The sequence below is a fragment of the Mycobacterium shigaense genome, from assembly GCF_002356315.1.
Lineage (GTDB): Bacteria > Actinomycetota > Actinomycetes > Mycobacteriales > Mycobacteriaceae > Mycobacterium > Mycobacterium shigaense.
Genome location: NZ_AP018164.1, coordinates 799,045 through 823,841, shown reverse-complemented (window position 1 = coordinate 823,841; position 24,797 = coordinate 799,045). Strand labels below are relative to the sequence as shown.

Here is a 24,797-nt window from a genome sequence, read left to right as displayed (position 1 = left end):
AGGGGGCGCTCCTTGCAGTTATATACCGAATCCCGCTGCAAAGCAGCGGGATTCGGTATCGCACGGCCTAATGGGCGACGGGGCACCCGCCCGATGAGCCGCCCTGGTAGTCGACCTGCCAGTGCTTGATCCCATTGAGCCATCCCGACCGGAGTCGCTCGGGCTTGGCGACCGACGTCAGATCCGGCATGTGGTCGGCGATCGCGTTGAACATCAGGCCGATCGTCAGCTTGGCCAGGTTGGCGCCGATGCAGTAATGCTCACCGGTGCCGCCGAACCCCACATGCGGGTTCGGATTCCGAAAGATGTTGAACGCGTGCGGATTATCGAAGACATCCTCGTCGAAGTTGGCCGAGCGATAGAACATCAGCACTCGCTGATCCTTCTTGATCGCGACGCCCGACAGTTCGGTATCCGCCAGCGCGGTGCGCTGAAATGCCGTGACCGGCGTTGCCCACCGCACGATCTCGTCCGCGGCGGTCTCTGGGCGCTGCTCTTTGTACAGCTCCCACTGGTCGGGGAAATCGGCGAAAGCCATCATGCCCTGGGTGATGGAGTTGCGGGTGGTCTCGTTGCCCGCCACCGCCAGCATCATGACGAAGAATCCAAACTCGTCCTCGGAGAGCTTCTCCCCCTCGACGTCCGCCTCGATCAGTGTCGTGACGATGTCGTTGCCCGGGTTCTTGGCCTTGATTTCGGCCATTTTCATCGCATAGGCCAGCACCTCGGCCGACGACACCTTGGGGTCGATGTGTGCATACTCCGGGTCCGAGCTGCCGGTCATCTCGTTGGACCACTGAAACAGCTTGGTGCGGTCCTCCTGGGGCACGCCCAGCAGCCCGGCAATCGCCTGCAGCGGCAGCTCGCACGCCACCTGCTCGACGAAATCTCCGGAGCCCTCGGCGGCGGCCGCCTTGGCGATGCCCTGCGCCCGCTCATTGAGCTCGTCGCGCAGCCGGCCGATCGCCCGGGGCGTGAACCCGCGCGAGATGATCCGCCGCAGCCGGGTGTGCTGCGGCGGATCCATGTTCAGCAGGACGAAGCGCTGCAGCTCGATGTCTTCCCGGGTCATGTCGTCGGCGAAGCGGGGAATCGCGGTGTTCTGCCAGGTGGAGAACACGTCGCTGCGTCGCGACACCTCCTTGACGTCTTTGTGTTTGGTCACCACCCAGTAGCCACCGTCGTTGAAGCCACCCTTGCCGATCGGTTGCTCGTTCCACCAGATCGGCGCCGTACGGCGTAAATCGGCCAACTCCTCGACCGGCAGACGCTCGGCGTAGATATCGGGATCGGTGAAGTCGAACCCGGGGGGCAGTTGCGGATGGGCCATCATGAACTCCTCATACGACGATGTCTGGTGAGCATCTGAAACCAAAGACCCCGGCCGGCTAGACCATGGTGTCGCCGGGCGGCAACCCGAACTCGTTGTTCCCGAAGATCACATACGCGCGCTCCGGGTCGTTGGCGGCGTGCACCCGCCCGGCGTGCGCGTCACGCCAGAACCGTTGCACCGGTGCGTCGTTGGCCAATGCGGTAGCCCCGGCAGCCTCGAACAAGCGGTCGATGGAGGCGATTGACCGGGCCGTGGCCCGCACTTGGTCGCGGCGAGCCCGCGCCCGCAGCTCGAACGGGATCTCCTTGCCGGCCGCCAGCAGCGCGTACTCGTCGCCGACGTTGCCCATCAACTGGCGCCACGCGGCGTCGATGTCGCTGGCCGCCTCGGCGATGCGGACCTTGGCAAACGGGTCGTCCTTGGCCTTTTCCCCGGCGAACGCGGCGCGCACCCGCTTGCCCTGGTGCTCGACGTGGGCGTCGTAGGCGCCGTAGGCCATCCCGACGATAGGCGCCGAGATTGTGGTGGGATGCATTGTGCCCCAAGGCATTTTGTAGACCGGAGCGGTATTGGTGCGCAGGCCCCCCGCGGTGTGGTCGTTCATCGCCTGGTACGACAGGAACCGGTGCGCGGGAACGAAGACGTCCTTGACGACGACGGTGTTGCTGCCGGTGCCCTTCAGCCCGACCACATGCCACACGTCGTCGATGCGGTACTCGCTGGACGGAATCAGGAAGCTGCCGAAGTCGACCGGGCGACCGTCCTTGATGACCGGACCGCCGAGGAACGCCCACGTGGCGTGATCACACCCCGACGACCAATTCCACGAGCCGTTGACCAGGTAGCCGCCGTCGACGGCCTCGCCGGCACCCATCGGCGCATACGACGACGACACCCGCAAGTTCGGGTCCTCGCCCCACACGTCCTCCTGGGCCCGCTGGTCGAACTGCGCCAGGTGCCAGTTGTGCACGCCGAGAATCGATGCCACCCAGCCGGTGGACCCGCACGCACTGGCCAGCCGCCGCACGGCCTCGAAGAACAGCGTCGGATCGCATTGCAGCCCACCCCACTGCTCAGGTTGGAGCAAGGTGAAAAAGCCGATGTCCCGCAGCTCTTGAACGGACTCTTCGGGCAGCCGGCGCCGATCCTCCGTCATCAGTGTGCGCGCGCTGATCCGCGGCAGCAGATCATCGATGTCGGCCAAGACCGATTGGGCGTGGCGTTGCTGGGTCGACGTCATTGCCATCCTCCATGCGTGGGGCCTGCACGTACTAGAACACATTGTGCCTGTTGTGGATGATAACCCTATTAATCCAGCATAAAAGGTAACTTTTGACCTCGATAACGTGTTCTAGTTCTGGTATATCGACCGGTCGACCCCAGTGGCTGGGCCGCGGGGCGGCCGCCGCACGATGCGACGATGCGGTTACGGGAGTGCGATGGCGCTCGGCTATTCGAACGCCGCCGAGCTGATCGCCGGAGCGGGTAACAGCCCGCGGCCTGTGGTGTCGCCATCCTGATGCACCGGGGCGATACCTGTAAACCGTTGCGGTAAAGAGGAAAAAGCCCTCTGCCTATGGTGGCAGGTACTGGATTCGAACCAGTGTAGGCGTAAGCCGACGGATTTACAGTCCGCTCCCATTGGCCACTCGGGCAACCTGCCGCCTAGCAGGTTACAACGAACCGGTAGACAGATCACAAACGGCTAGCACCAACGAGGAAGGGCGATCGCATGGCCGACTCATCGTTCGACATCGTCAGCAAGTTCGACCGGCAAGAGGTCGACAACGCGCTCAACCAGGCGGCCAAGGAGCTGTCCACCCGTTTCGACTTCCGCGGCACCGACACCACGATCGCGTGGAAGGGCGAAGAATCCGTCGAGCTGACCTCGTCGACCGAGGAGCGCATCAAGGCCGCGGTCGACGTCTTCAAGGAGAAGCTGATCCGCCGCGACATCTCGATGAAGGCCTTCGACGCCGGCGAGCCGCAGCCTTCCGGCAAGACGTTCAAGGTCACCGGCACCCTCAAGCAGGGCATCGACAGCGAGAACGCGAAGAAGATCACCAAACTGATCCGCGACGAGGGGCCCAAGGGCGTCAAGGCTCAGATCCAGGGCGACGAGATCCGCGTCAGCAGCAAGAAACGCGACGACCTGCAGTCTGTTCAGGCGCTGCTGCGCAACGCCGACCTGGACGTCGCGCTGCAGTTCGTCAACTACCGCTAGCGCCGACAGCGCGCGGTTCAGCGTGCGGTTCATGCGTTAGAATGGAGTGCACGAACCGCACGTGAGGGGGCACCATGACGCCCACGGTCGCCGAGCTGGACGCCGCCAACCGGCGCCTGCGCGACAGCGCCCACGCCGTGGGCGCCGCCCTGTCGTCGGTCACGGTGTACACCGAGCCCGCGGTCGCCCGGGCCGTACAGGCCGAGCTGAACCTCTACGCCCGCATCGAGGCCGAGTTCGGCATGCTGACCAGCACCGAGGCCGGCAAGCGGATGGGGTCGCGGTCCAGCGCCCCGCGCAACCTGGCCACCACCGCGCGCCGCAACAAGACCCTGGCCGCCGTCCGTCAGGGCAACTATCTGGCCTACCCCGGCTTCCAGTTCGGGCCGGACGGAAAGCCGCTGGGCGTCATCGGGCGGCTGCTCGCGGTCGCCGACAGCAACGGCTGGTCGGAGGCGGGCCTGGTGCAGTGGCTGTGCTCGCCGACCACCTACCTGGACGGCGACCGGCCCGTCGACCACCTGGCCACGGACCCGGATCGCGTCGTCGCGGTGGCCGCGGAGGCCATGTCCGTCTCGTGGTGAGGCAACCGCCAGACCCCTTCGATCCGGCCACCGCCACCCTGCCGGCGGGGCACCTGCTCTACCGCGTGCTGTCGGCCGTCCGGACCGCCACCGAGTTCAACCCCGGGCACGGCGGGCGCACCCGGTTCGGCTTCTTCGGAAAACCGGTCGTGCCGGTCATGTACGCCGCGGACAGCGAGGACGCCGCCATCGCCGAGACGCTGCTGCACGACATCCCGGCCGAGGGCGGCCTGCTGCCCTACGACCAATACGCCACCAAGGTGTTGGTACGCCTCGAGCTGACGCGGCCGGTACGCGTCGGAGTGCTGCACGGCACGGGGCTGCGCCGTCTCCAGGTGACCGCCGCCGAGCTCACGTCCGGCCCGGCGTCAAGCTACGACAGCACCGTGCAGTGGGCGGCCGCGACCCACGGCGCGGGGCTGGACGGATTGGTGTGGATGTCGCGGCAATGCAACGACACCAAGGCATACGTCTTCTTCGGCGACCGGTGCGCGCACGCCTTCGCCCAGGACCCCACCCACGCGCGCATCTTCGCCAGCCCCGCCGACCAGATCTGGCTGATCGACCGGTGCGCACCGCTGCACGTCGACGTGCTCGTGGAGCCCTCATGAAAGATGAATGCGCGCAATGCGGTTTCGTCTACGACGTGGATCGGGCGCCGAGCGCGGCCGGGGCCATCAACGAGCGGGTCGGCGCGGCCGCCGCCCTGCTGCGCGAGGCCGGGCCGGACGCGCGTGTCCGACGCCGGCCCGCGGTATGGTCCGCGCTCGAGTACGGCTGCCACCTGCGCGACGTGCTGCTGGTCCAGCGCGAGCGCGTGCTGGCGGCGCTTCGCCTGGATCGGCCCGACGCCGCGGCGATGGGCCGCGACGAGCGGGCGGTGCACGACGGGTACTCCGTCCAGGACCCGGCGGATGTGGCCCGCCAGCTCACCGACGCCGCGCTGATGTTCGGCCACGTCCTGGGCCGGTTGTCCGCCGCGGACTGGGACCGCGCCCTGGTGTACCACTACCCCGAAACCGCCGAACGGCCGCTGCGCTGGGTCGCGGTGCATACGCTGCATGAGGCGCAACACCACCTCCTCGACATCCGAGGCCAGGTCCTAGGCTAGTGACGGGTCCGACAATTCAAGCGAGGTTCACGATGACCGTGACTCCCCAAGAAGCCGCCGGCCGCACGCCGCCGGAGGCCGACGATCTCGACGTCGTCATCATCGGTGCCGGGATCTCCGGCATCGGAGCGGCCTACCGGCTCACCGAGCGCAATCCGCGACTGAGGTACGCCCTCCTGGAGCGGCGCGCGCAGATCGGCGGCACGTGGGACCTGTTCCGGTATCCGGGAGTGCGCTCCGACAGCAGCATCTTCACGCTGTCCTTCCCGTTCGAGCCGTGGACCCGCAAGGAGGGCGTCGCCGACGGCGTCCACATCCGCGAATACCTGGCGAGCACCGCGCACAAGTACGGCATCGACACCCACATCCGGTTCAACACCTACGTCCGCGCCGTGGACTGGGATTCGTCGACCGACACCTGGACGATCACCGCCGAACAAGACGGCGCCACCACGCATTACCGCGCCAGGTTCGTGTTCTTCGGCACCGGTTACTACAACTACGACGAGGGCTACACGCCCGACTTCCCCGGCATCGAACAGTTCGGCGGCACCGTCGTTCATCCCCAGCACTGGCCCGAAGACCTGGATTACACCGGCAAGAAGGTGGTGGTGATCGGCAGCGGCGCCACCGCGGTCACGCTGCTGCCGTCGATGTCGGAAAAAGCGGCGAAGGTGACCATGCTGCAACGCTCCCCGACCTATCTGATCTCGGCGCCCAGGTACAGCAAGATCCCTCCCGTCGTACGAGCCCTGTTGCCCCGCAAGGCCGCTCACCTGGCTATCCGGACCTACAACGCCCTGACCGAGGCCGTGTTCTTCTTCATCTCCCAAAAGCTGCCCGGACTGATCAAGCGGCTGCTGCGCCGCAAGGCGGTCAACAGCCTGCCCGAAGGCTACGCGGTCGACGTCCATTTCAAGCCGCGGTACAACCCGTGGGATCAGCGGATGTGCCTGATCCCCGACGCCGACTTGTACGAGGCGATCGCCGCGGGGCGCGCCGACGTGGTCACCGACACCATCGACCACTTCGATGCGACCGGCATCGCCCTGGAATCCGGGGAGCATCTCGATGCCGATATCGTCGTCACGGCTACCGGGTTGCAGCTGCAGGCCCTCGGCGGCGCGAAGATCAGCATGGACGGCGTCCCGATCGACCACCGCGAGCGCTTCGTCTACAAGGCACACATGCTCGAGGATGTCCCCAACCTGTTCTGGTGCGTCGGCTACACCAACGCCTCGTGGACGCTGCGGGCCGACATCACGGCCCGCGCTACCGCGAAGCTGTTGGCGCACATGGCCGCCCACGGCTACACCCACGCCAGCCCGCATCTGGGCGACCAGCCGATGGCCGAGAAGCCCTCGTGGAACATCGCCGCGGGCTACGTGCAGCGGTCGGCGCATCAACTGCCCAAGTCGGGGACCAAGCGGCCGTGGAACGTGCGCCAGAACTTTCTTGCCGACGCGCTCGACTACCGCTTCGACCGCATCGAGGAGTCGATGGTGTTCGGCCGGGTCGGCGACCGGGCCCGCCTGGCCGGCTAGTCAACCGTCAACGTATTTCGCTGGTGTTGCCCGCGGGCTCGCCGATCAATATGTGTTTGCCACAATCCGGGCAGAACCGTTCGGCCGGGTGGTGTTGCGCACCACAATTCGCACAGAAGTGGGGTTCGTCGGGTGCGGGCTGCTTGGCCGGGACCAGGCGCAGCGGCTGAGCGTGCGGGCCGATCGGGCCCTTGCCGGCTTTCAGCGCCATGAAGGTGGCGCCCGCGCCGACGACGAGCACCAGTGCGACGCTGACCACGGTGTACCACAACAGGTTTGAACCGCTCAGCGCCGAGGCATCACCAAACTGCTCGCGTAGATTGACCGCATGGGCCTTGAGGTCGACCAATCCCGGATAGTCGGGCGACATCGCCAAGGTCTGGTCGAAATCGTCGACGGCGTCGCTGTAGTGCCCCTGGAAGTAATGTGCGAGACCGCTGCGATAAGTCCGGTCGGCGGGCCCCAGCATCGGTTTGACACCTTTGCCCGCCATGAGTGCGGCCAGACCGTCCGCAGGTGCGATGAAGTTGAATGCCTGCGGTTCCCCGACGGGCGCAAAGCTGTTGACGCCGATCACCTTGCCGTTGAGCTCGACGGTGGGACCGCCACTCATGCCTTCGGTGACCGCCGCGTCGATCTCGTACTCGGCGACAGAGCCCATGGTCGTTTTCTTGCTGACCTTGCCGCTCTTGTTCGTCGGATCCAGCGACGGGCCGGTGATGCTTTCGGTGGTCTGCGGGAAACCCACCGCGAGAACCGACGTACCGACACTCACGTCAGAATCGGGTGCCAGCTCCGACGACGGCAGATTGTGCTTTTCCACCCGGAGCAGGGCGACATCGCCCTTACCGAGCGGCCGGAAATCCACGACGTTGGCCGACATCTTCGCGACGACGTTTTTCCCCGTGCCGTACACCAACGTGAGGCCGACGTCGGGCCCCCCGGCGGTGTTTTCGCCCTCGACCCGCCCGTTCTTCTGCAACCACTCCAAAGCGGTTGCGGGATAACGGGATTCGGGCGCATCCGGGAATTCGGTGATGTACTCGTTGGCGGCCCGCTTGAGGATTTGCGCGGTGGCGTTCTGGGGATCGACGCAGTGACCCGCCGTGGCCACCCACCCATCGGGATTCACGACGAAGCCGGTACAGCCCCACGTCGCGAGAAACGGCATATTCGAGCCCCGGCCGAATTCGGACAATACCTGCCCGCCGGGCAGGCGGACCAGGCCGGAGCCCAGGCCGGCGAGGTACACCACCGCGGGCCGGATCATGGCCGCCGCCTCTTCCTCGGGGTTTACCTGGGGACGGCCGTCGTCAGCACGCGCGATACCCGCCGGAGCAACCCACATCGCGAGTAGGACGGAAAAAAGCAATGCGAATGCCCGGGCCACGGCCCCACACCTCGGCGAGTTCACTCGTCGGGACATGTTTCCTCCTCCGCTCAGGGCGCTCCCCCTGACGATCCGTGGTCACGGAGGTGATCAGGTAGGGGACGAAGTCCCATATCGAGAGGTCATTGGTTCGGACTTCCCCGGCCGGGCCCGCTGACCGGGGCCTTTGCTCTCCCACGCGCGGAGCGGCCGCGCATGAACTGCTACTAAATGTGAGGTTTCGGCAATACGCTGACCTCATGGCTACCGAGAAGCGCGAACCCAAAGTCGTTGTCCTTGGTGGTGGTTCCTGGGGAACCACGGTGGCGTCGATCTGCGCGCGGCGCGGGCCGACGCTGCAGTGGGTGCGCTCGGAGGAGACCGCCAAAGACATCAACGAGCATCACCGCAACAGCCGCTACCTCGGCAACGACGTAGTCCTCAGCGAGACGCTGCGCGCCACCACCGATTTCGCCGAAGCGGCGAACTGCGCCGACGTGCTCGTCATGGGGGTGCCCTCGCACGGCTTTCGCGGCGTGCTCACCGAACTGGGCAAGGAACTGCGGCCGTGGGTCCCGGTGGTGTCGCTGGTCAAAGGGCTCGAGCAGGGCACCAACATGCGCATGTCTCAGATCGTCGAGGAGGTGCTGCCCGGCCACCCGGCGGGCATCCTGGCCGGGCCGAACATCGCCCGCGAGGTTGGCGAGGGCTACGCGGCCGCGGCGGTGCTGGCGATGCCCGACCAGCACCTGGCGACCCGGCTGTCTGGGCTGTTCCGCACCCGGCGCTTCCGCGTCTACACCACCGACGACGTCGTCGGCGTCGAGATGGCGGGCGCGCTGAAGAACGTCTACGCGATATCGGTGGGAATGGGCTACTCGCTGGGCATCGGGGAGAACACCCGCGCCCTGGTGATCGCCCGCGCGCTGCGGGAGATGACGAAGCTGGGAGTCGCGCTGGGCGGTAATCCCGACACGTTCCCCGGGCTGGCCGGCCTGGGCGACCTCATCGTCACCTGTACCAGCCAGCGCAGCCGCAACCGGCACGTCGGGGAACAGCTCGGTGCGGGCAAGCCGATCGACGAGATCATCGGCTCGATGAACCAGGTCGCCGAAGGCGTCAAGGCCGCCAGCGTGATCATGGAGTTCGCCAACGAGTTCGGCCTGAGCATGCCGATCGCCCGCGAGGTCGACGGGGTCATCAATCACGGCTCGACGGTGGAACAGGCCTACAGCGGCCTGATCGCCGAAGTCCCAGGTCACGAGGTGTACGGGTCAGGCTTCTGAGTCGATCAGGCAGCCAACGAGTTACAGAAATCTTTGCGTTCTATATGTCCCCGGCGCCTTAGCTTGACCCACGCTCGGCCGCGCCCATAGCGTCAAGACAGGTAGCCAGGCGTTTCCGGCCGCTCACCGTGGGCTGGCACTATTGAAACCGCCTGTGCGCGAACAGGTTTACGGTGATGTTGACTTGTCGCGATTACGGGGCGGCTATCGGAGCGTCCCCCCTAAGACCAACAAGGGAAGCGACCGATGCAACGCACCGAACAACATCTCCGCCCGGGCGACACCTCTCCACGACGTGCCCGGCTGCGTTCGATCATCCGGCGCGACCTGCCGTCGTCACTTGTGGTCTTCCTGGTGGCGCTGCCCCTTTCGCTGGGCATCGCGATCGCCTCGAACGCGCCGGTGCTGGCGGGCCTGATCGCCGCGATCGTGGGCGGGATCGTCGTCGGCTTCCTCGGCGGGTCCCCGCTACAGGTCAGCGGCCCGGCAGCCGGACTCACCGTGATCGTGGCTGGTCTGGTGTCCGACTTTGGTTGGGCCGTAACGTGTCTAATCACCGTTGCCGCGGGTGTCCTGCAGGTTGCGTTGGGGCTCAGCCGGGTGGCGCGGGCCGCGCTGGCAATCTCGCCCGTCGTCGTCCACGCGATGCTGGCCGGCATCGGGATCACCATTGCGCTGCAGCAAGCGCACGTCCTGCTGGGCGGCAAATCCAAAAGCACTGCCTGGCACAACCTTATCGGCCTGCCGGGTCAGATCGTCGACTCGCATCGACCCGGCGTGCTGCTCGGTGTCTTAGTCATCGCGATCCTCATCGTCTGGCGATGGGTGCCGGCCAGCCTGCGTGCGGTGCCGGGCCCTCTGGTCGCAATCGTTGCGGTGACAGTCATTTCGGTCGTCTTCCCGTTCCAGGTGCGGCGCATCGACCTGGACGGGTCCCCCCTGGACGCGCTGCAGCTGCCGCAGCTTCCCGACGGCGACTGGGGTAAGGTCGCGATCGGCGTTATCACAGTGGCGCTCATCGCCAGCGTCGAGAGCCTGCTGTCCGCGGTGTCCGTCGATCGGATGCACAACGGGCCGCGCACCGACTTCAACCGTGAGCTGATTGGACAGGGCGCGGCCAACATCGTCTCGGGGACCATTGGCGGTCTACCGGTCACCGGCGTAATCGTGCGCAGCTCAACGAATGTCAACGCGGGTGCGAAATCCCGCGCCTCGTCGATCATGCACGGCCTGTGGATCCTGCTGTTCAGCATCCCGTTCGCCGGGTTGGTCGACTACATCCCGACCGCGGCGCTGGCCGGCCTGCTCATCGTCATCGGAGTTCAGCTGCTCAAGCCCGCCCACATCGAAACTGCGATGAAGCACGGCGATCTCGCCGTCTATCTCGTCACCGCCGTCTGCGTGGTCTTCCTTAACCTGCTGCACGGCGTGCTCATCGGCCTCACCCTGGCCATCGTGTTGACCGGGTGGCGGGTGATCCGGGCCAAGGTCGAGGCCGAGGCGGTCGGCGACGGGTGGCGCGTGACGGTCGAGGGCGCGGCGTGCACCTTCTTGGCGCTGCCGCGGCTGACCCGCGTGCTGTCCTCGATCCCGTCCGGCCAGCGGGTAACCGTCACCATCTTGGTGAGCTATCTGGATCACGCCGCGCACCAAGCGATCACCGACTGGCAGCAGCAGTACCAGGCGACGGGCGGCACGGTGTGGATCCAAGGTGTGGTCGAGACGGGCCGCTTCGTTCGCCGGCCCGAGCATGACCTGGTCGCAGGCGAGCGACCTGAGGCCGCCGCCTAGCCGGCGACCGCGTTCTACACCGACCGGAACTGCAGCGCCACGCCGTTCATGCAGTAGCGCAAGCCGGTTGGTTGCGGGCCGTCGTCGAAGACATGGCCCAGATGCCCGCCGCAGCGGCTGCACAGGACCTCGGTGCGTGACATGCCCAGGGTGTTGTCTTGCCGCTCGACCACCGTGTTGGGCAGGGCCTTCCAGAAGCTCGGCCAGCCGGTGCCGCTGTCGAACTTGGTGGTAGATGAGAAGAGGTCCTGGGCACAGCCCGCACATCCGAAGATCCCCGCGTTGTGCTGATCGTTGAGCGGGCTGCTGTAGGGCGCCTCGGTGGAACCCTGCCGCAGCACGGCGTACTGCTGTGGGGTCAGAAGTTGTCGCCACTCCGCGTCGGTGTGGGTGACTGCGAATGCATCGGTCGCAACGCTCGGCGCACCGGCCGAAAGCGCAGCACCCCCAACCCCGCACCCGGTGAGTGCGCCGAAAAACGCCGTGCCGATCAGCATGCACCGTCGGCTGACAGCCGGCCCCGATGTCCGCGAAATCACCTTGCTATCGTAGGCGGCTCTCGCAGTGGCGGCGCATGCGGCAATCAGCCCCGCGCCATCTCCTCCAGCCGGCGGATACGGTCCTCGATCGGCGGGTGGGTGGAAAACAGCGAGCCGATGCGCTCCCCCGCGCGAAACGGGTTGGCGATCATCAGGTGCGCCTGGCTGGCCAGCTGCGGCTCCGGCGGCAACGGCGCCGCCTGCACGCCCCCCGAAATCTTGCGCAGCGCCGCCGCCAACGCCAGCGGGTCACCGGTCAGCACCGCGCCCGACTCGTCGGCCTGGTACTCCCGCGACCGGGATACGGCAAGCCGCACCACCGACGCGGCGATCGGGCCCAACAGCGAAACCAGCAGCAGCGCAAAGGGATTCTCACCGTCGCGGTCGTTCCCGCCAAACATGCCGGCGAACATGGCCATGTTTGCGAGCGCCGTGATCACCGATGCCATCGCGCCGGCGACGCACGAGATCAGGATGTCGCGGTTGTAGACGTGCGACAGCTCGTGCCCCAGCACCGCTCGCAGCTCACGCTCGTTGAGGATCTGCAGGATGCCCGACGTGCAGCACACCGCGGCATTGCGCGGGTTGCGGCCGGTGGCGAACGCGTTGGGTGCGTTGGTGTCGCTGATGTAGAGCCGCGGCATCGGCTGGTGCGCGGCCGTGGCCAGCTCGCGCACGATCCGGTAGATCACTGGCGCCTGCAGCTCCGAAACCGGCTGGGCGTGCATCGCGCGCAGCGCCAGCTTGTCGCTGTTGTAGTACGTGTAGATGTTGATCCCGATGGCGAACAGCACCGCGATGAACATCGCGGTCCTGCCGAACAGCGCGCCGACGAACACGATCAGTGCCGACATACCAACCAACAACGCGAACGTCTTGAACGTGTTGTGATGCGGATGCCAGGTCATGCGTGTCCTCCTTGAGACGACGGGAACACTCGTCGATTGCTCATTACCGCCAATTGAACGCCCGGGATGACCTTCCGGGTTCCGCGACTCACGGCGATTCGCGTCAGCCGTGCCTGCTGACCGTGTAATCGACCAACGTCTCCAGCGCATAGCGGCCCGGCACGTCCGGCAGCAGGGCCAGCTCGGCGCGGGCCTTGCCGGCGTATTGCGCCAGGAACTCCTTCGCCTGGGCCATCCCGGCCGACGCCCGCAGCAGCGTCAGCGCCTCGGTCACCGCGTCGTCGTCTGCCACCGGACCCACCAGCAATTCGCGCAGCCGATCCCCCGCCGAGCCCGAGTCCTGCAGTGCGAACACCATCGGCAGCGTGTGCACGCCCTCGCGGATGTCGGTGCCGGGCAGCTTGCCCGACTCGTGCGAGTCGCTGTCGATGTCGATGATGTCGTCGGAGATCTGGAACGCGGTGCCAACGATGCCGCCCAGGCGGCTCAACCGAGCGACCGTTTCGGTATCGGCGCCGGAGAACATCGCGCCGAATTCGCCGGCCGCCGAGATCAGGCAGGCGGTCTTCTCGTACACCACCTTCAGGTAGTGCTCGATCGAGTCCACGCCCTCGGCCGCGCCACGAGTCTCGCGCATCTGGCCCGTCACCAACTGAGCGAACGTCTCGGCGATCAGCCGCACCGCGTCCGGGCCCAGCCGGGACACCAACCGGGACGCCGTCGCGAACAAGTAGTCGCCAGCCAGGATCGCGACGTTGTTGCCCCAGCGCACATTGGCGGTCGGCGCGCCGCGGCGCACCTCCGCCTCGTCCATCACGTCGTCGTGGTAGAGCGTGGCCAGGTGCACCAGCTCGATCACCGAGCCGGCGATCGTCACCTCGTCGGCGCCGGGGTTCGGCCCGATCTGCGCGGCCAGCACGGTGAACAGCGGCCGGAACCGCTTGCCGCCCGCCCTGAGCAGATGCGTCAGCGAATCGGTCATGATCGCATCCGCGGTACCCAGCTCTAGATCCATGAGCAGCTCGATCTTCTCGACACCGTCGCGCACCGTTGCGGCAAATGCGGCGTCGCCGAAGTCGAAGCCCGCCACCACCGTCGCCGGAGTCTTCACCCGACCAACATACTGGTGAGGGTGAACACTAAGGCCTTGGAGGCCCATGTGGTGGTCGTGGGCGCCGGACCCGCCGGTTCGGCGGCGGCCGCCTGGGCAGCCCGCGCGGGCAACGACGTCCTGGTCGTCGACTCGGCGAGTTTTCCCCGCGACAAGCCGTGCGGCGACGGGCTGACACCGCGCGCGGTGGCCGAGCTGGAACGGCTCGGCCTGGGCGACTGGCTGGACACCCGCATCCGCCATCGGGGGTTGCGGATGAGTGGCTTCGGGGGGCAGATCGAGGTCGATTGGCCCGGGCCGTCCTTTCCGGCCACCGGCAGCGCGGTGGCTCGGCTCGAACTCGACGACCGGATCCGCAAAGTCGCCGAGGAGTCCGGGGCGCGCATGCTACTCGGCGTCAAAGTCGTTGCCGCCCAGCATGACTCGTCTCGGCGGGTGGCCTCGCTGACCCTGGCAGACGGCACCGAGGTGGGGTGTCGCCGGTTGATCGTCGCCGACGGCGCCCGCTCCCCGCTGGGCCGCAAGCTGGGCCGGCGCTGGCATCAGGAGACGGTGTACGGCGTCGCCGCCCGCGGATATCTGGCCACCGAGCGCAGCGAGGACCCCTGGCTGACCTCGCATCTGGAACTACGCTCACCGGACGGTGCGGTGCTGCCCGGATACGGCTGGATCTTTCCGCTGGGCAACGGCGAGGTGAACATCGGCGTCGGGGCGCTGTCCACTTCGAAACGGCCCGCCGACCTGGCACTGCGACCGCTGATCAACTACTACACCGACCTGCGCCGTGCCGAGTGGGGCTTTGCGGGCACGCCCAGGGCAGTGTCGTCCGCGCTGCTGCCGATGGGCGGCGCGGTGTCCGGCGTGGCGGGGCCGAACTGGATGCTGATCGGCGACGCGGCGGCCTGCGTGAATCCCCTCAACGGCGAGGGCATCGACTACGGCCTGGAGACGGGCCGGCTGGCCGCCGAACTGCTGGAGGGCGGTGGCCTGTCGCAAGACCTGTCGACGGTGTGGCCGTCGTTGCTGGAACAGCACTACGGCCGCGGCTTTTCGGTGGCGCGACGGCTCGCGCTGCTGCTGACCTTTCAGCGGTTCCTGCCGACGACCGGGCCCGTGGCGATGCGTTCCACCACGCTGATGACGATCGCGGTGCGGGTGATGGCCAACCTGGTCACCGACGACGACGCGGACTGGGTGGCGCGGGCATGGCGCGGCGGCGGTCGGCTCTCCCGGCTCATCGATCGCCGAAAACCGTTCAACTAGCCCAATTTCGGGTAATCGGCGCATCGCGCACGATATATCAACTTGGTTGACACCTATCAGGCGTGTTGCTATACCTGGAGGTATGACTCAACCAACTGACTTCCAGTTCGAGGCGGCTTACCGAGGCGAATCCACCGAGTTCGGCGAGGGATTCCGCCCGCCGTGGAGCATCGGCACCCCGCAGCCGGAGCTGTCCGCGTTGATCGACCAGGGCAGGTTCCACGGCGATGTGCTCGACGTGGGCTGCGGAGAAGGCGCCATCTCGCTGACGCTCGCCGAACTCGGCCACACCACGGTGGGTCTCGATCTGTCGCCGACCGCGATCGAGCTGGCCCGGGCCGAGGCCGCGAAGTGGGGACTGACCAGAGCCTCCTTCGAAGTCGCCGACATCAGCGACTTCACCGGTTATGACGGCCGGTTCGGCACCATTGTCGACAGCACCCTGTTCCACTCCATCCCGGTCGAGGCACGCGAGGGCTACCAGCGCTCGATCAGCCGGGCCGCAGCTCCGGGCGCCTCCTACTTCGCCCTCGTCTTCGACAAGGCGGCCGCACCGGAGGGCCCGATCAACGCCGTGACCGCCGACGAGTTGCGTGCCGCGGTATCGGACTATTGGACCGTCGACGACATCCGCCCGGCCCGCATTTACGCCAACTTGCCGGACAACGGTCCCGAACTGCCGTTCGTCGGAGTCCGCGACGAAGGCAACGGCCGCAAGTCGGTCAGCGCGTGGCTGTTGATCGCTCACCGGGACTGATCATCCGCGAGACCGAGTCATTGTCGAGGTGTATAGTCCGGCTAATGAGGGGTACTAAGCTGCTTACGAGCGCCGTGATGGCGGTGATGGCGGGGGCCGCCATCGGGCTGGCCGCGCCGACACTGGCCGACCCAGCGAATCCGCCGATCCCGACGCCCAGGACGCCGTCGCCGCCCAGCGACTACGACGCGCCGTTCAAGAACACCGTCAACAGCTTCGGCATCTACCAGCCGCAGGACCAGCTCGCGTGGCTGGGCAAGATCACCTGCGACCGGTTGGGCCGCGGCGTGGACCACGACGCACACCAGTCGGCCACCTTCATCCAGCGCAACCTGCCGCGGGGCACCACCGAGGGACAATCGCTGCAGTTCCTCGGCGCGGCCGTCGACCACTACTGCCCCGATCAGGTAGGCGTCGTGCAGGCGGCGGGCGCGCACTAAGCGCGCGTCACCGCAGCGGCTTGTGCGCGGCGTGTAACGCCACGATACCGCCGGTCAGATTGCGCCATCGCACACCGGCCCAACCGGCCCGAGCGATCTGGCTCGCCAGCGTCGCCTGATCGGGCCAGGCCCGGATCGACTCCGCCAGGTACACGTAGGCCTCGGGGTTGCTCGACACGGCGGTCGCCACCCGCGGCAACGCCCCCATCAGGTATTCCTTGTAAGCCGTGGCGAACAAAGCGTTGGTGGGCGTGGAGAATTCGCATACCACCAACCGTCCGCCGGGCCGCGTGACGCGGGCCATCTCGCCGAGCCCGGCCAGCGTGTCCACGACATTGCGCAATCCGAAGCTGATGGTGACCGCGTCGAAGACGCCGTCACCGAACGGCAGCTTGGTGGCGTCCCCGGCCACCTTCGGCACCTTGCGCGCGGCCCCGGCGGCCAGCATCCCGACCGAGAAGTCCGCCGCCACACACCACGCACCCGACTTACTGAGCTCGACAGAGGACACCGCGGTACCCGCGGCCAGGTCGAGAACCTTGTGGCCGGGGCCGATTCGCAGCGCCGACCGGGTGGCGCGCCGCCAGTACCGGTCCTGGCCCAGCGACAGCACGGTGTTGGTCACGTCGTAGCGGCGGGCGACGCCGTCGAACATCGACGCGACGTCCCGGGGGTCCTTGTCCAGGGCCGCACGACTCACGACCTGAACGCTACCTTGCCCATGATCCGGGAATGGCAAGACGCCAGATGCGTTGCAATTGCCCATGAGCGAAAAAGTGTGGCTTATCACCGGTACATCGCGTGGCTTCGGGCGAGCCTGGGCGATCGCGGCGCTAGAGCGCGGCGACAAGGTGGCCGCCACGGCGCGCAACACCTCCTCGCTGGACGACCTGGCGGACAAGTACGGCGAGGCGCTGCTGCCGATCCAACTGGACGTGACCGATCGCGACGCGGACTTCGCGGCGGTGCGGCGGGCGCACGATCACTTCGGGCGGCTGGACATCGTCGTCAACAACGCCGGCTACGGGCACTTCGGGTTCGTCGAGGAGCTTTCCGAGCAGGATGCCCGGGATCAGATCGAGACCAATGTGTTCGGCGCGCTGTGGATTACCCAGGCCGCGTTGCCGTATCTGCGTGCGCAGCGCAGCGGGCACATCATCCAGGTCTCCTCGATCGGCGGCATCACCGCGTTCCCGTTGGTCGGCATCTACCACGCCTCGAAGTGGGCGCTGGAGGGCTTCTCGCAGGCGCTGGCGCAGGAAGTGGCGCCGTTCGGGGTACACGTCACGTTGATCGAACCCGGCGGCTTCGACACCGACTGGTCCGGGGCGTCGGCCACCCACTCAGACCCGCTGCCCGACTACGACGAGGTGCGCGCCGCCGTGCAGGCCGAGCGCAGCAAGCGGTGGGCCAGCCCGGGCGATCCCGCGGCTTCAGCCGCCGCCCTGCTCCAGGTGGTGGATGCCGAAACTCCGCCGCTGCGAGTGTTTTTCGGTGCTTCCCCGCTGGCGACGGCCAAGGCCGACTACGAGAACCGGCTGCGCACCTGGGAGCAATGGCAGCCCGTCGCCGAGTTGGCGCAGGGCTGACCACGCATCGGCTACGCGTAACGCCGGAGCGAGGTACGGGCTTTGGCGCGCGCGTAGGGCGACTGCACCGCCCAGTAGTGGCCGAGCAGCTCGTCGCAGATGGCCGGCCAGCTGCGTTCCAGGACGCTGCGGCGCGCCGCCTGCGAGTAGCGCTGGCGCTCGTCGAGCAGATGCGCGACGGCCTCCGGCAGCCGCGCCTCGAACTCGTCGACTCCCAGCAGCAACCCGGTGCGCCAGGGAGTGACCAGGTCGCGCGGGCCGCCGGCGTCGGGCGCGATCACCGGCAACCCGGACGCCAGCGCCTCCTGCACCACCTGGCAGAACGTCTCGTGTTCGCCGGCGTGCACGAAGACGTCCATGCTGGCGTAGGCGGCGGCGAGCTCGTCGCCGTAGAGCGCACCGGTGAAAATCGCTGAGGGCATGGCCGATTGGAGCTTCTCGCGGTCGACGCCGTCGCCGACGATGACGACCTGCACCGCGTCGCCGGCCGCCAGCGTGGCAAGCCGCTCGACATGTTTCTCCGGCGCCAGGCGACCGACGAACCCGACGATCGGCTTGCCGTCGGGCGACCACCGCCTGCGGAGCACCTCGTCGCGCGCCGACGGGGCAAAGCCGAGCATGTCGACACCGCGTGCCCACTTGTGCACTCGCGGAATACGATGGTCGACAAGGGATTCCACTGTCGCGGTGGATGGCGCCAACGTGCGGTCCGCCAAGCGGTGCAGGTGGCGGAACCACGCCCAGGCCGCCCGCGCCGTCATCCCGATGCCGTAGCTCTCCGCGAATCCCGGGACGTCGGTTTGGTACACGGCGACCGTCGGCACGCCCAGGTAGCGGGCCGCATGCAGCCCGCCGTAGCCCAGCAGCGCCGGCGACGCGAGATGGACCACGTCCGGATCGAATGCGCGTAGCAACTTCACCATTCGGGGCATCGGCACACCGAGCGGCAACGTGGTGACCTTCGGGAACATGCGCGACGGCACCCGGTGCACCCGGACGCCGTCGTAGACGCGGTCGGCCCGAGGCTCCCCCGGTGGGTTGTCCGGTGCGATGACCAGAGCCTCGTGACCGGTTCGACGTAGATGCTCGAGTACTCGGATCACCGAGTTGCTGACACCATTGACATGCGGGAGGAATGATTCTGCGACGATCGCAACGCGCACACCCCTACGGTGGCAGCGTTGACTGTCGTCAAGGTTGCCGACGGGCATACAGGGCGCGAAATCTCCTGGTCAACAAGCTATGAACTCGCCTTGTGGGCCTCGGCGCGCCGGTCCAGCCGCTGGTCCAGCAGCGCCAGCCCTATCAGCGTAACCAGCGCCACCAGCCAGGCGACCACCGCAATGGACCCCGCCGGGATGATCGCGAGCCCGGCGGTGCGGTGCTGCACCCGGACCAGGTTGGGATTGTTCTTGTTGTATTCCACGTATATCCGCATGCCCGTAGACAATTCGGACGGGTATAACACGCCGAGCTCGGGACGGTACGTGACCCGCTCGGGTGTGACGAATTCAATAGTGGAGCGGCGTGGTCCCGCGCTGAGCACCTCCGCCTGCGCCACTCCCATATTCCGTTGAATCGCAAGGTCGTCGCGCCAGGCGCCGGCCACCAGCAGGACGGACTGCAGCGTGACCAGACCGGCGACGATCAGCACCGCGATTCGCACCCACCGCAGTATCACCCGGGGGCCGGTGTTCGCCGGTTCATCGCTGCGCCCGTGGATCAGGAGGCGCAGCAATGCCTTTGGCGATCTCACAGGGCGGCTCTGATGGCGGCGTGCAATTGTCGCAGCGAGGAGCGGTCCGCCTTGACCTCCAATACCCGCATGCCCGCGGTGGATTCGTTGAGCGCCTCGTCCAGCTCGTCGACCTCGATCTGCCGGCTCTCCACGTGATAGGCGCGACACAACGCGCCCACATCCACGTCGTGCGGGGTGCCGAAGACTCGCGACGACACGTCGGAGAACCTCGGGTCGCCCTGTTCGAGCAGCTCGAAGATGCCGCCCCCGTTGTCGTTGGAGACCACGATGGTCAGATGCTTCGGCGTCGGCTCGGTGGGACCGATCAGCAGCCCGGAGCTGTCGTGCACGAACGTCAGATCGCCGATCAGCGCGACGGTGCGGGCCGGGCTGGCCGGGCTGCCGGTGCGCTCGTGGGCCAGCGCCGCCCCGATCGCCGTCGACACCGTGCCGTCGATGCCGGCCACCCCGCGGTTGGACCGGACCTTGATGCCGTCGGTGGACAGGCCGACCAGCGCGGCGTCCCGGACCGGGTTGGACGCCCCGAGAACCAGCTGGTCGCCGATGCGCAACGCGTCGGCGACGGCGGCGGCGACATGCATGCCGGTGGTCAACGGGTGGGCCGCCAGCTGGTCGCGGACCGCGGCGAGCGCGTGCCCGCTGAGCTCCGCACACCGCCGCAGCCACGCCGGATTCGGCGTGCCGGTGGTGATCGCGCGGGTGCCGGTGGCCTGCGAATTGCCCGAGACGTCGGGCCAGCGCGGCCCGGTGGTCAGCGCGTACACCGGCACTTGCGGGTCGGCCAGCAGCGCCGACACCGGGCGGTGCAGGGTCGGACGGCCGAGCATGATCACCTGCTTGGGCCGCAGCAACCGCAGCGCCAACGGGTGCAGCGGGTTGCCTCCCGACGGCGGGTGCGGCGCAGTGGGCTCGGCGACCGTCGGCAGCTGGGCGAGGTTGGGATGCACGCCCGCCCCGTGCCCGGCGATCACGACGGTGTCGATGGACAGGTCGATATCCAGCGGCTGGTCGAAGGTGACCGGCGGCGTGTAGGTCCACGGCCGGCCGTCGGACCGCCCCGGCGGCACGATCGCCCCATGCGGCTCGGGGTCGGGCACCAGCGGCTCGCGCAGCGGGACGTCGAAGTGCACCGGGCCGGCGTTGGCGCTGCGAGAACCCGTGGCGGCGGCCAACACTCGGCAGGTGGCCGACCGCCAGGTGGCGTTGAGTGAATCAAGCCGCTCGGGCGCGTCCTCGGCCAGACCCAGGCTGATCGTGGCCCGCACCTGGGTACCGAAGTAGCCGAGTTGTTCCATCGTCTGGTTGGCCCCGGTGCCGAGCAGTTCGTAGGGCCGGTTGGCGGACAACACGATCAACGGCACCCGCGCGTAGTTGGCCTCCACCACCGCCGGCCCGAGGTTGGCCACTGCCGTGCCCGAGGTCATCGCGACGCACACCGGCGCGCCCGCGGCGATGGCCAGGCCGATCGCCAGATACCCCGCGGTGCGTTCGTCGATGCGCACGTGCAGGCGGAGGCGCCCCGCCCGATCGGCGTCCTGTAACGCGAAGGCCAGCGGCGCGTTCCGGGAGCCCGGGCACAACACCACGTCTAGGACGCCGCCGCGAATGAGCTCGTCAACGACAATGCGCGCCTGCGTCGTCGACGGGTTCATGAGTACAGGGTGTCACAGGGTGTGCTGCGCCTGGCGAGCGTGGAGTTGTTGGGTCCGCCGGGCGCGTTTCTGCACGACAAGTCGACGTTGGGCGCCAATTACGTGGTCTTGAAGAACTGCAGCGCCGCGTTGTTGACCGCCTCGGGCCGCTCCAGGAATCCGAGGTGCCCGGCGTCGGGGATCTGCAGGTAGCGCCCGTTGGGCAGGGCGGACGCGACCTCGCGCCCGAGGTGCGGCGGCGTCACCACGTCGTCGGAGAAGCCCATCACCAGCACCGGCGCGGCAATGCTGCGGTACGCCGGCAGGCGGTTGTCCTTCGGGGAGACCCCCAGCTGGGTGCGCAGCCCCGGGGTGCGCTGCACGGGCCAGGTGCTGAACATCGTGAACCAGTCCGCCACGGCCGCGTCGTCGTTGATAGTTTTGCGCGAAAAGCTTTCCAATATGCGCACTTTGGCTTCGTAGGCGGGCGGCAGATCGATGCCGGACGCGTACAGTTCGTCCTCGGCTTCGTGGAAGGACTGGCGGGCCTTGTCCAGGCGGCCGCGGGTGGCCATCAGCACGGCGGCGGTGACCAGCTCCGGCCGGGCCACCATCAGCTCCTGGGCGATGAAGGCACCCATCGACACCCCGACGATGCGCGCCGGCGCGGCGTCCAGGGATTCGATCAGGGCGGCGGTGTCGGCGACCATGGTCTGCGTCGTGAAGCCTTCGGCGCTCCCGGTGGCGCCGATCCCGCGATTGTCGAACGTGATGACGCGGTATCCCGCCTGCAGAAAGGCCGGGACCTGGTGCGGCAGCCAGGTGCGCCCGGGCCCGCCTTGGCCGGCGATGAACACCACGGGGTCACCGGACCCGCGGTCGTCGTAAGCCAGATTGATCACCCGGACGACGGTACAAGCAGCGGATAACACTCCTTGACCCGGTCGATCCACCACTGCCGCCGCTCCGGCGGAGCCGCCAGCGCGCGCAGCCGCGCGGGATCAGGCGTCACCGGCCCGACCGGCAGGCTGCCGTCGACGGGCGCGGCGACGTCGACTACGTCCTCTAGAAACAGCCCGCCGGTGCCCAACCCACAGGCGTGCTGCAGCCGCGGCAGCGCCGCCGCGGCTGCCAGCCCGGCGGCGATCCCCACCGCCGTGTCCAGCGCGCTGGACACCACGACCGGGATATCGATCTGCGCGGCGACATCGAGCATGGCCGAAATCCCGCCCAGCGGAGCAACTTTCAGCACAGCGATGTCGGCCGCCCGGGCCCGGACCACGGCCAGCGGGTCGTCGGCCTTGCGGATGCTTTCGTCGGCGGCGATCGGCACGTCCGGCATGTCCGGCCGGCGGCGCAGCTCGGCGAGCTCGTCGACTCCCGCGCAGGGCTGCTCGAGGTACTCCAGCGGGCCGTCGGCGGTCAGCGCGGTCGCGGCCCGCACCGCTTGCTCGACGCTCCACCCGCCGTTGGCGTCCACCCGTACTGTCGGCACGAGCTCACGCACGGCGTTGACCCGCGCGACATCGTCGGCCAGCGTTTGGCCCGGTTCGGCGACTTTGACTTTGGCCGTGCAGGCGCCGGGAAAGCGCGCCAGCACCTCGCCGACCTGCGCGGCGGCCACGGCCGGCACGGTGGCGTTGATCGGGATGCGGTCGCGAAGCGCCGGCGGCGGCGGCCGGTAGGCGCCCTCGATGCCCGCCGCCAGCCAGTGCGCCGCCTCCGGCGGCTCGTATTCGACGAACGCCCCGAATTCGCCCCAGCCGGCCGGGCCCTCGATCAGCGCGACCTCACGGGTGGTGATGCCGCGGAAGCGCACCCGCATCGGCAGGGCCACCACCTGCAGGCGGTCCAACAGCTCCGCGAGCACCGGCTTCACTCGCCGTAGACCCGGCGCCCTGCCAGGTACGTCGCCCGCACCTGCAGACCGGCGATCTGCTCGGGCGGCACCGCGCGCGGATCGGCCGACAGCACCACCAGGTCGGCGTACTTACCGACCTCGATCGACCCGGTCACGTCGTCGGCGAACAGCTGCCATGCCGCATCGATGGTCTGCGCGCGGATGGCCTGGTCGACGGTCAGCCGCTCCTCCGGCGCCAGCACCCGGCCGCTCGGCGCGGTCCGGGTCGCGGCAACGGAGATGTTGCGCAGCGGCTCCTCGGGCGTAACCGGCGGGTCGTTGTGCAGCGAAATGCGCATCCCGGTGGCGACCGCGGAACCTGTCGGCATCCACCGGGATCCGCGCTCCTCGCCGAACAGACCGTCGACGATGACGTCCCCCCAGTAGTGGATCTGGTCGACGAAGATGCTGCACGTCACGCCCAGGTCGGCGGCGCGCTGGAGTTGCTCCGGCCGGATGGCGCCGACGTGCTCGAGGCGCAGCCGGTGATCGTCGCGCGGGTCGCGGCGCAACGCGTCCTCGTAGACGTCCAAAATGGTGTCCACACCGGCGTCGCCCTGCACGTGGCAGGCCATCTGCCAGCCCAGCGGGTAGTAGGCGCCGACGATCTCTTCCAGCTGTTCCTTCGTGTAGTTGGCGCATCCGCAGGACCCGGGCTTGACGCCGATGGCCCGGGTGGCCTCGGTGTCCAGGTACGGAAACGACAGCGCGATGTTGCCGATCCACGGCGAGCCGTCCACCCAGATCTTGATGCCCACCTGGCGCACGATGTCGTCGCCCTGGCCGGGTGTGGCGTCGGTGGCCATCTGCGGGTTGGACACTTCGTAGGTGCGCAGCCGGACGGTGAGCTGGTCGTGCAGCCGAGAGACCAGCGGCCCGAAGTTCGGGTCGAACGCCATCTCCGAGCAGGTGGTCAGCCCGGCCCGGTTGAGCCGGGCGCATTCGGCGGCCAGCATCGCCGGGTAGCTGGAGGCGTCGATGGCTCCGCCGAGCAGCGGGAACACCGCGGCGATCTCCTCGGCGGTGCCGTCGAGTTCGCCACTGCCGTCGCGGCCGTACTTGGCGCCCTTGGGGTCCGGGGTGTCGCGGGTCAGGCCGTGTAGCTGGGCGGCGCGCGAATTGAAGAAGGCCTTGTGCCCGGAGTTGTGGATGATCACTAGCGGACCGTCCGGCGCGATGTCGTCGAGCCAGGCCAGCGTCGGGTCGGACAGGCCCGTCTGCAGCAGCGCGTCCCAGCCGTTGAGGTAGGCGCCATCGGATCCGCGCCGGGCCACCTCGGTGCGGATGGCGGCCACGACGTCGTCGGGGTCGGCGATGGTGACCGGCCGGATGTCGACGATCCGGTCTGATAGCGCGACGGCTTCCATCAACGGATGTCCGTGTGCCTCAACGAATCCCGGCATCACGCAACCGTCACCGATGTCGATCGTTTCGGTGTTCGGGCCGATGAGGGCCTCGACGTCGGAGCGGTCGCCGACCGCGACGATCCGGCCGTCGGCGATGGCGAGCGCAGCGGCCGTGGGCCGGGCGTCGTCGACGGTTAACACGGTTCCGGTGATGACGACATCTGCATCGGCCATGGGCAGAAAGCCTAGTGGCGATCGCAAGGGCTGCGAAGCCGGACGAAGCGAGTCGCCACACGTCAAACCCAGTGCTGC

At 67.9% G+C, this 24,797-nt stretch carries 24 protein-coding genes and 1 tRNA gene; 11 read left to right on the top strand and 14 right to left on the bottom strand.

The genetic code is table 11. From position 1 onward, the window contains the following. Positions 1-67: 67 nt before the first annotated feature. The 3 genes from MSG_RS03945 to MSG_RS03935 all read right to left on the bottom strand — a co-directional run bounded on the left by MSG_RS03945 (position 68) and on the right by MSG_RS03935 (position 2,996). Complete coding sequence (locus MSG_RS03945; RefSeq protein WP_096444035.1) at positions 68-1,330, bottom strand: cytochrome P450; 1,263 nt, start codon at positions 1,328-1,330, stop codon at positions 68-70. Positions 1,331-1,388: 58 nt separating this feature from the next. Continuing rightward, positions 1,389-2,573, bottom strand: coding sequence for a 3-hydroxy-9,10-secoandrosta-1,3,5(10)-triene-9,17-dione monooxygenase oxygenase subunit (gene hsaA, locus MSG_RS03940; RefSeq protein ID WP_096437283.1), 1,185 nt, complete (start codon positions 2,571-2,573; stop codon positions 1,389-1,391). Positions 2,574-2,910: 337 nt separating this feature from the next. Continuing rightward, a tRNA-Tyr gene (locus tag MSG_RS03935) sits at positions 2,911-2,996 on the bottom strand. A 69-nt stretch (positions 2,997-3,065) separates the two neighbouring features. On the opposite strand from MSG_RS03935, the gene MSG_RS03930 reads away from it, so the two are divergent. The 5 genes from MSG_RS03930 to MSG_RS03915 all read left to right on the top strand — a co-directional run bounded on the left by MSG_RS03930 (position 3,066) and on the right by MSG_RS03915 (position 6,796). After that, positions 3,066-3,557 carry a YajQ family cyclic di-GMP-binding protein gene (locus MSG_RS03930; protein ID WP_096437281.1) on the top strand — a complete coding sequence of 164 codons (492 nt, stop codon included), beginning with the start codon at positions 3,066-3,068 and terminating at the stop codon, positions 3,555-3,557. 74 nt (positions 3,558-3,631) lie between these two features. After that, positions 3,632-4,141, top strand: coding sequence for a hypothetical protein (locus MSG_RS25090; protein WP_170063135.1), 510 nt, complete (start codon positions 3,632-3,634; stop codon positions 4,139-4,141). After that, entirely contained in the window at positions 4,138-4,752 is a 615-nt protein-coding gene (locus tag MSG_RS25085) for an RES family NAD+ phosphorylase (RefSeq protein WP_162899144.1), read from the top strand. The genes MSG_RS25090 and MSG_RS25085 overlap by 4 nt, the downstream gene beginning before the upstream one ends. Next, positions 4,749-5,252: a DinB family protein gene (locus tag MSG_RS03920; RefSeq protein WP_096437278.1), complete on the top strand. Its 504-nt coding sequence runs from the start codon at positions 4,749-4,751 to the stop codon at positions 5,250-5,252. The genes MSG_RS25085 and MSG_RS03920 overlap by 4 nt, the downstream gene beginning before the upstream one ends. A gap of 32 nt (positions 5,253-5,284) precedes the next feature. Next, positions 5,285-6,796, top strand: coding sequence for a flavin-containing monooxygenase (locus MSG_RS03915; RefSeq protein WP_096437276.1), 1,512 nt, complete (start codon positions 5,285-5,287; stop codon positions 6,794-6,796). Between the two features lie 7 nt (positions 6,797-6,803). Here MSG_RS03915 and MSG_RS03910 read toward each other — a convergent pair whose 3' ends face one another. Continuing rightward, a complete protein-coding gene (locus tag MSG_RS03910) occupies positions 6,804-8,186 on the bottom strand; it encodes a trypsin-like peptidase domain-containing protein (protein WP_232011154.1) in 1,383 nt (460 codons plus the stop codon). 239 nt (positions 8,187-8,425) lie between these two features. Here MSG_RS03910 and MSG_RS03905 point away from each other — a divergent pair, with 239 nt between their 5' ends. Both MSG_RS03905 and MSG_RS03900 read left to right on the top strand, forming a co-directional pair. Continuing rightward, on the top strand, positions 8,426-9,451 hold the full coding sequence (locus MSG_RS03905) for an NAD(P)H-dependent glycerol-3-phosphate dehydrogenase (RefSeq protein WP_096437273.1): 1,026 nt from the start codon (positions 8,426-8,428) through the stop codon (positions 9,449-9,451). Between the two features lie 246 nt (positions 9,452-9,697). Then, positions 9,698-11,242 (top strand): SulP family inorganic anion transporter, encoded by a 1,545-nt coding sequence (locus tag MSG_RS03900; protein ID WP_162899143.1) that lies wholly within the window; start codon positions 9,698-9,700, stop codon positions 11,240-11,242. A 14-nt stretch (positions 11,243-11,256) separates the two neighbouring features. Here the strand turns inward: MSG_RS03900 and msrB are convergent, their stop codons facing one another. The 3 genes from msrB to grcC1 all read right to left on the bottom strand — a co-directional run bounded on the left by msrB (position 11,257) and on the right by grcC1 (position 13,800). Further along, positions 11,257-11,739, bottom strand: coding sequence for a peptide-methionine (R)-S-oxide reductase MsrB (gene msrB / locus MSG_RS03895; protein WP_096437271.1), 483 nt, complete (start codon positions 11,737-11,739; stop codon positions 11,257-11,259). Positions 11,740-11,825: 86 nt separating this feature from the next. Beyond that, entirely contained in the window at positions 11,826-12,689 is an 864-nt protein-coding gene (htpX, locus tag MSG_RS03890; protein ID WP_096437269.1) for a zinc metalloprotease HtpX, read from the bottom strand. Positions 12,690-12,792: 103 nt separating this feature from the next. Further along, the gene (gene grcC1, locus MSG_RS03885) at positions 12,793-13,800 is read right to left on the bottom strand and encodes a nonaprenyl/(2E,6E)-farnesyl/geranylgeranyl diphosphat synthase (RefSeq protein ID WP_096437267.1); all 1,008 of its coding nucleotides are present in this window, start codon (positions 13,798-13,800) and stop codon (positions 12,793-12,795) included. Positions 13,801-13,836: 36 nt separating this feature from the next. On the opposite strand from grcC1, the gene menJ reads away from it, so the two are divergent. The 3 genes from menJ (at position 13,837) to MSG_RS03870 (ending at position 16,260) form a co-directional block, all read left to right on the top strand. Beyond that, the gene (gene menJ / locus MSG_RS03880) at positions 13,837-15,063 is read left to right on the top strand and encodes a menaquinone reductase (RefSeq protein ID WP_181159234.1); all 1,227 of its coding nucleotides are present in this window, start codon (positions 13,837-13,839) and stop codon (positions 15,061-15,063) included. A gap of 82 nt (positions 15,064-15,145) precedes the next feature. Further along, complete coding sequence (locus tag MSG_RS03875; protein ID WP_096437265.1) at positions 15,146-15,820, top strand: class I SAM-dependent methyltransferase; 675 nt, start codon at positions 15,146-15,148, stop codon at positions 15,818-15,820. Positions 15,821-15,864: 44 nt separating this feature from the next. Beyond that, positions 15,865-16,260: a DUF732 domain-containing protein gene (locus MSG_RS03870; protein ID WP_096437263.1), complete on the top strand. Its 396-nt coding sequence runs from the start codon at positions 15,865-15,867 to the stop codon at positions 16,258-16,260. 7 nt (positions 16,261-16,267) lie between these two features. Here the strand turns inward: MSG_RS03870 and MSG_RS03865 are convergent, their stop codons facing one another. After that, positions 16,268-16,960: a demethylmenaquinone methyltransferase gene (locus tag MSG_RS03865; RefSeq protein ID WP_096437261.1), complete on the bottom strand. Its 693-nt coding sequence runs from the start codon at positions 16,958-16,960 to the stop codon at positions 16,268-16,270. A gap of 64 nt (positions 16,961-17,024) precedes the next feature. Here MSG_RS03865 and MSG_RS03860 point away from each other — a divergent pair, with 64 nt between their 5' ends. Beyond that, positions 17,025-17,849, top strand: coding sequence for an SDR family oxidoreductase (locus tag MSG_RS03860; protein ID WP_096437259.1), 825 nt, complete (start codon positions 17,025-17,027; stop codon positions 17,847-17,849). 11 nt (positions 17,850-17,860) lie between these two features. Here MSG_RS03860 and MSG_RS03855 read toward each other — a convergent pair whose 3' ends face one another. The 6 genes from MSG_RS03855 to MSG_RS03830 form a co-directional block, all read right to left on the bottom strand. Further along, on the bottom strand, positions 17,861-19,012 hold the full coding sequence (locus MSG_RS03855) for a glycosyltransferase family 4 protein (protein ID WP_181159233.1): 1,152 nt from the start codon (positions 19,010-19,012) through the stop codon (positions 17,861-17,863). 77 nt (positions 19,013-19,089) lie between these two features. Then, positions 19,090-19,605 carry a DUF3592 domain-containing protein gene (locus MSG_RS03850; RefSeq protein ID WP_096437255.1) on the bottom strand — a complete coding sequence of 172 codons (516 nt, stop codon included), beginning with the start codon at positions 19,603-19,605 and terminating at the stop codon, positions 19,090-19,092. After that, positions 19,602-21,260 carry a 2-succinyl-5-enolpyruvyl-6-hydroxy-3-cyclohexene-1-carboxylic-acid synthase gene (gene menD / locus MSG_RS03845; RefSeq protein ID WP_096437253.1) on the bottom strand — a complete coding sequence of 553 codons (1,659 nt, stop codon included), beginning with the start codon at positions 21,258-21,260 and terminating at the stop codon, positions 19,602-19,604. The genes MSG_RS03850 and menD overlap by 4 nt, the downstream gene beginning before the upstream one ends. A 98-nt stretch (positions 21,261-21,358) precedes the next feature. Next, positions 21,359-22,141, bottom strand: a complete 783-nt coding sequence (locus tag MSG_RS03840; RefSeq protein WP_096437251.1) for an alpha/beta fold hydrolase — start codon at positions 22,139-22,141, stop codon at positions 21,359-21,361. After that, positions 22,138-23,118, bottom strand: coding sequence for an o-succinylbenzoate synthase (locus MSG_RS03835; protein WP_096437247.1), 981 nt, complete (start codon positions 23,116-23,118; stop codon positions 22,138-22,140). Before MSG_RS03835 ends, MSG_RS03840 begins: the two co-directional genes overlap by 4 nt. Further along, on the bottom strand, positions 23,115-24,719 hold the full coding sequence (locus tag MSG_RS03830; RefSeq protein ID WP_096437245.1) for an amidohydrolase: 1,605 nt from the start codon (positions 24,717-24,719) through the stop codon (positions 23,115-23,117). The genes MSG_RS03835 and MSG_RS03830 overlap by 4 nt, the downstream gene beginning before the upstream one ends. Positions 24,720-24,797: the final 78 nt, after the last annotated feature.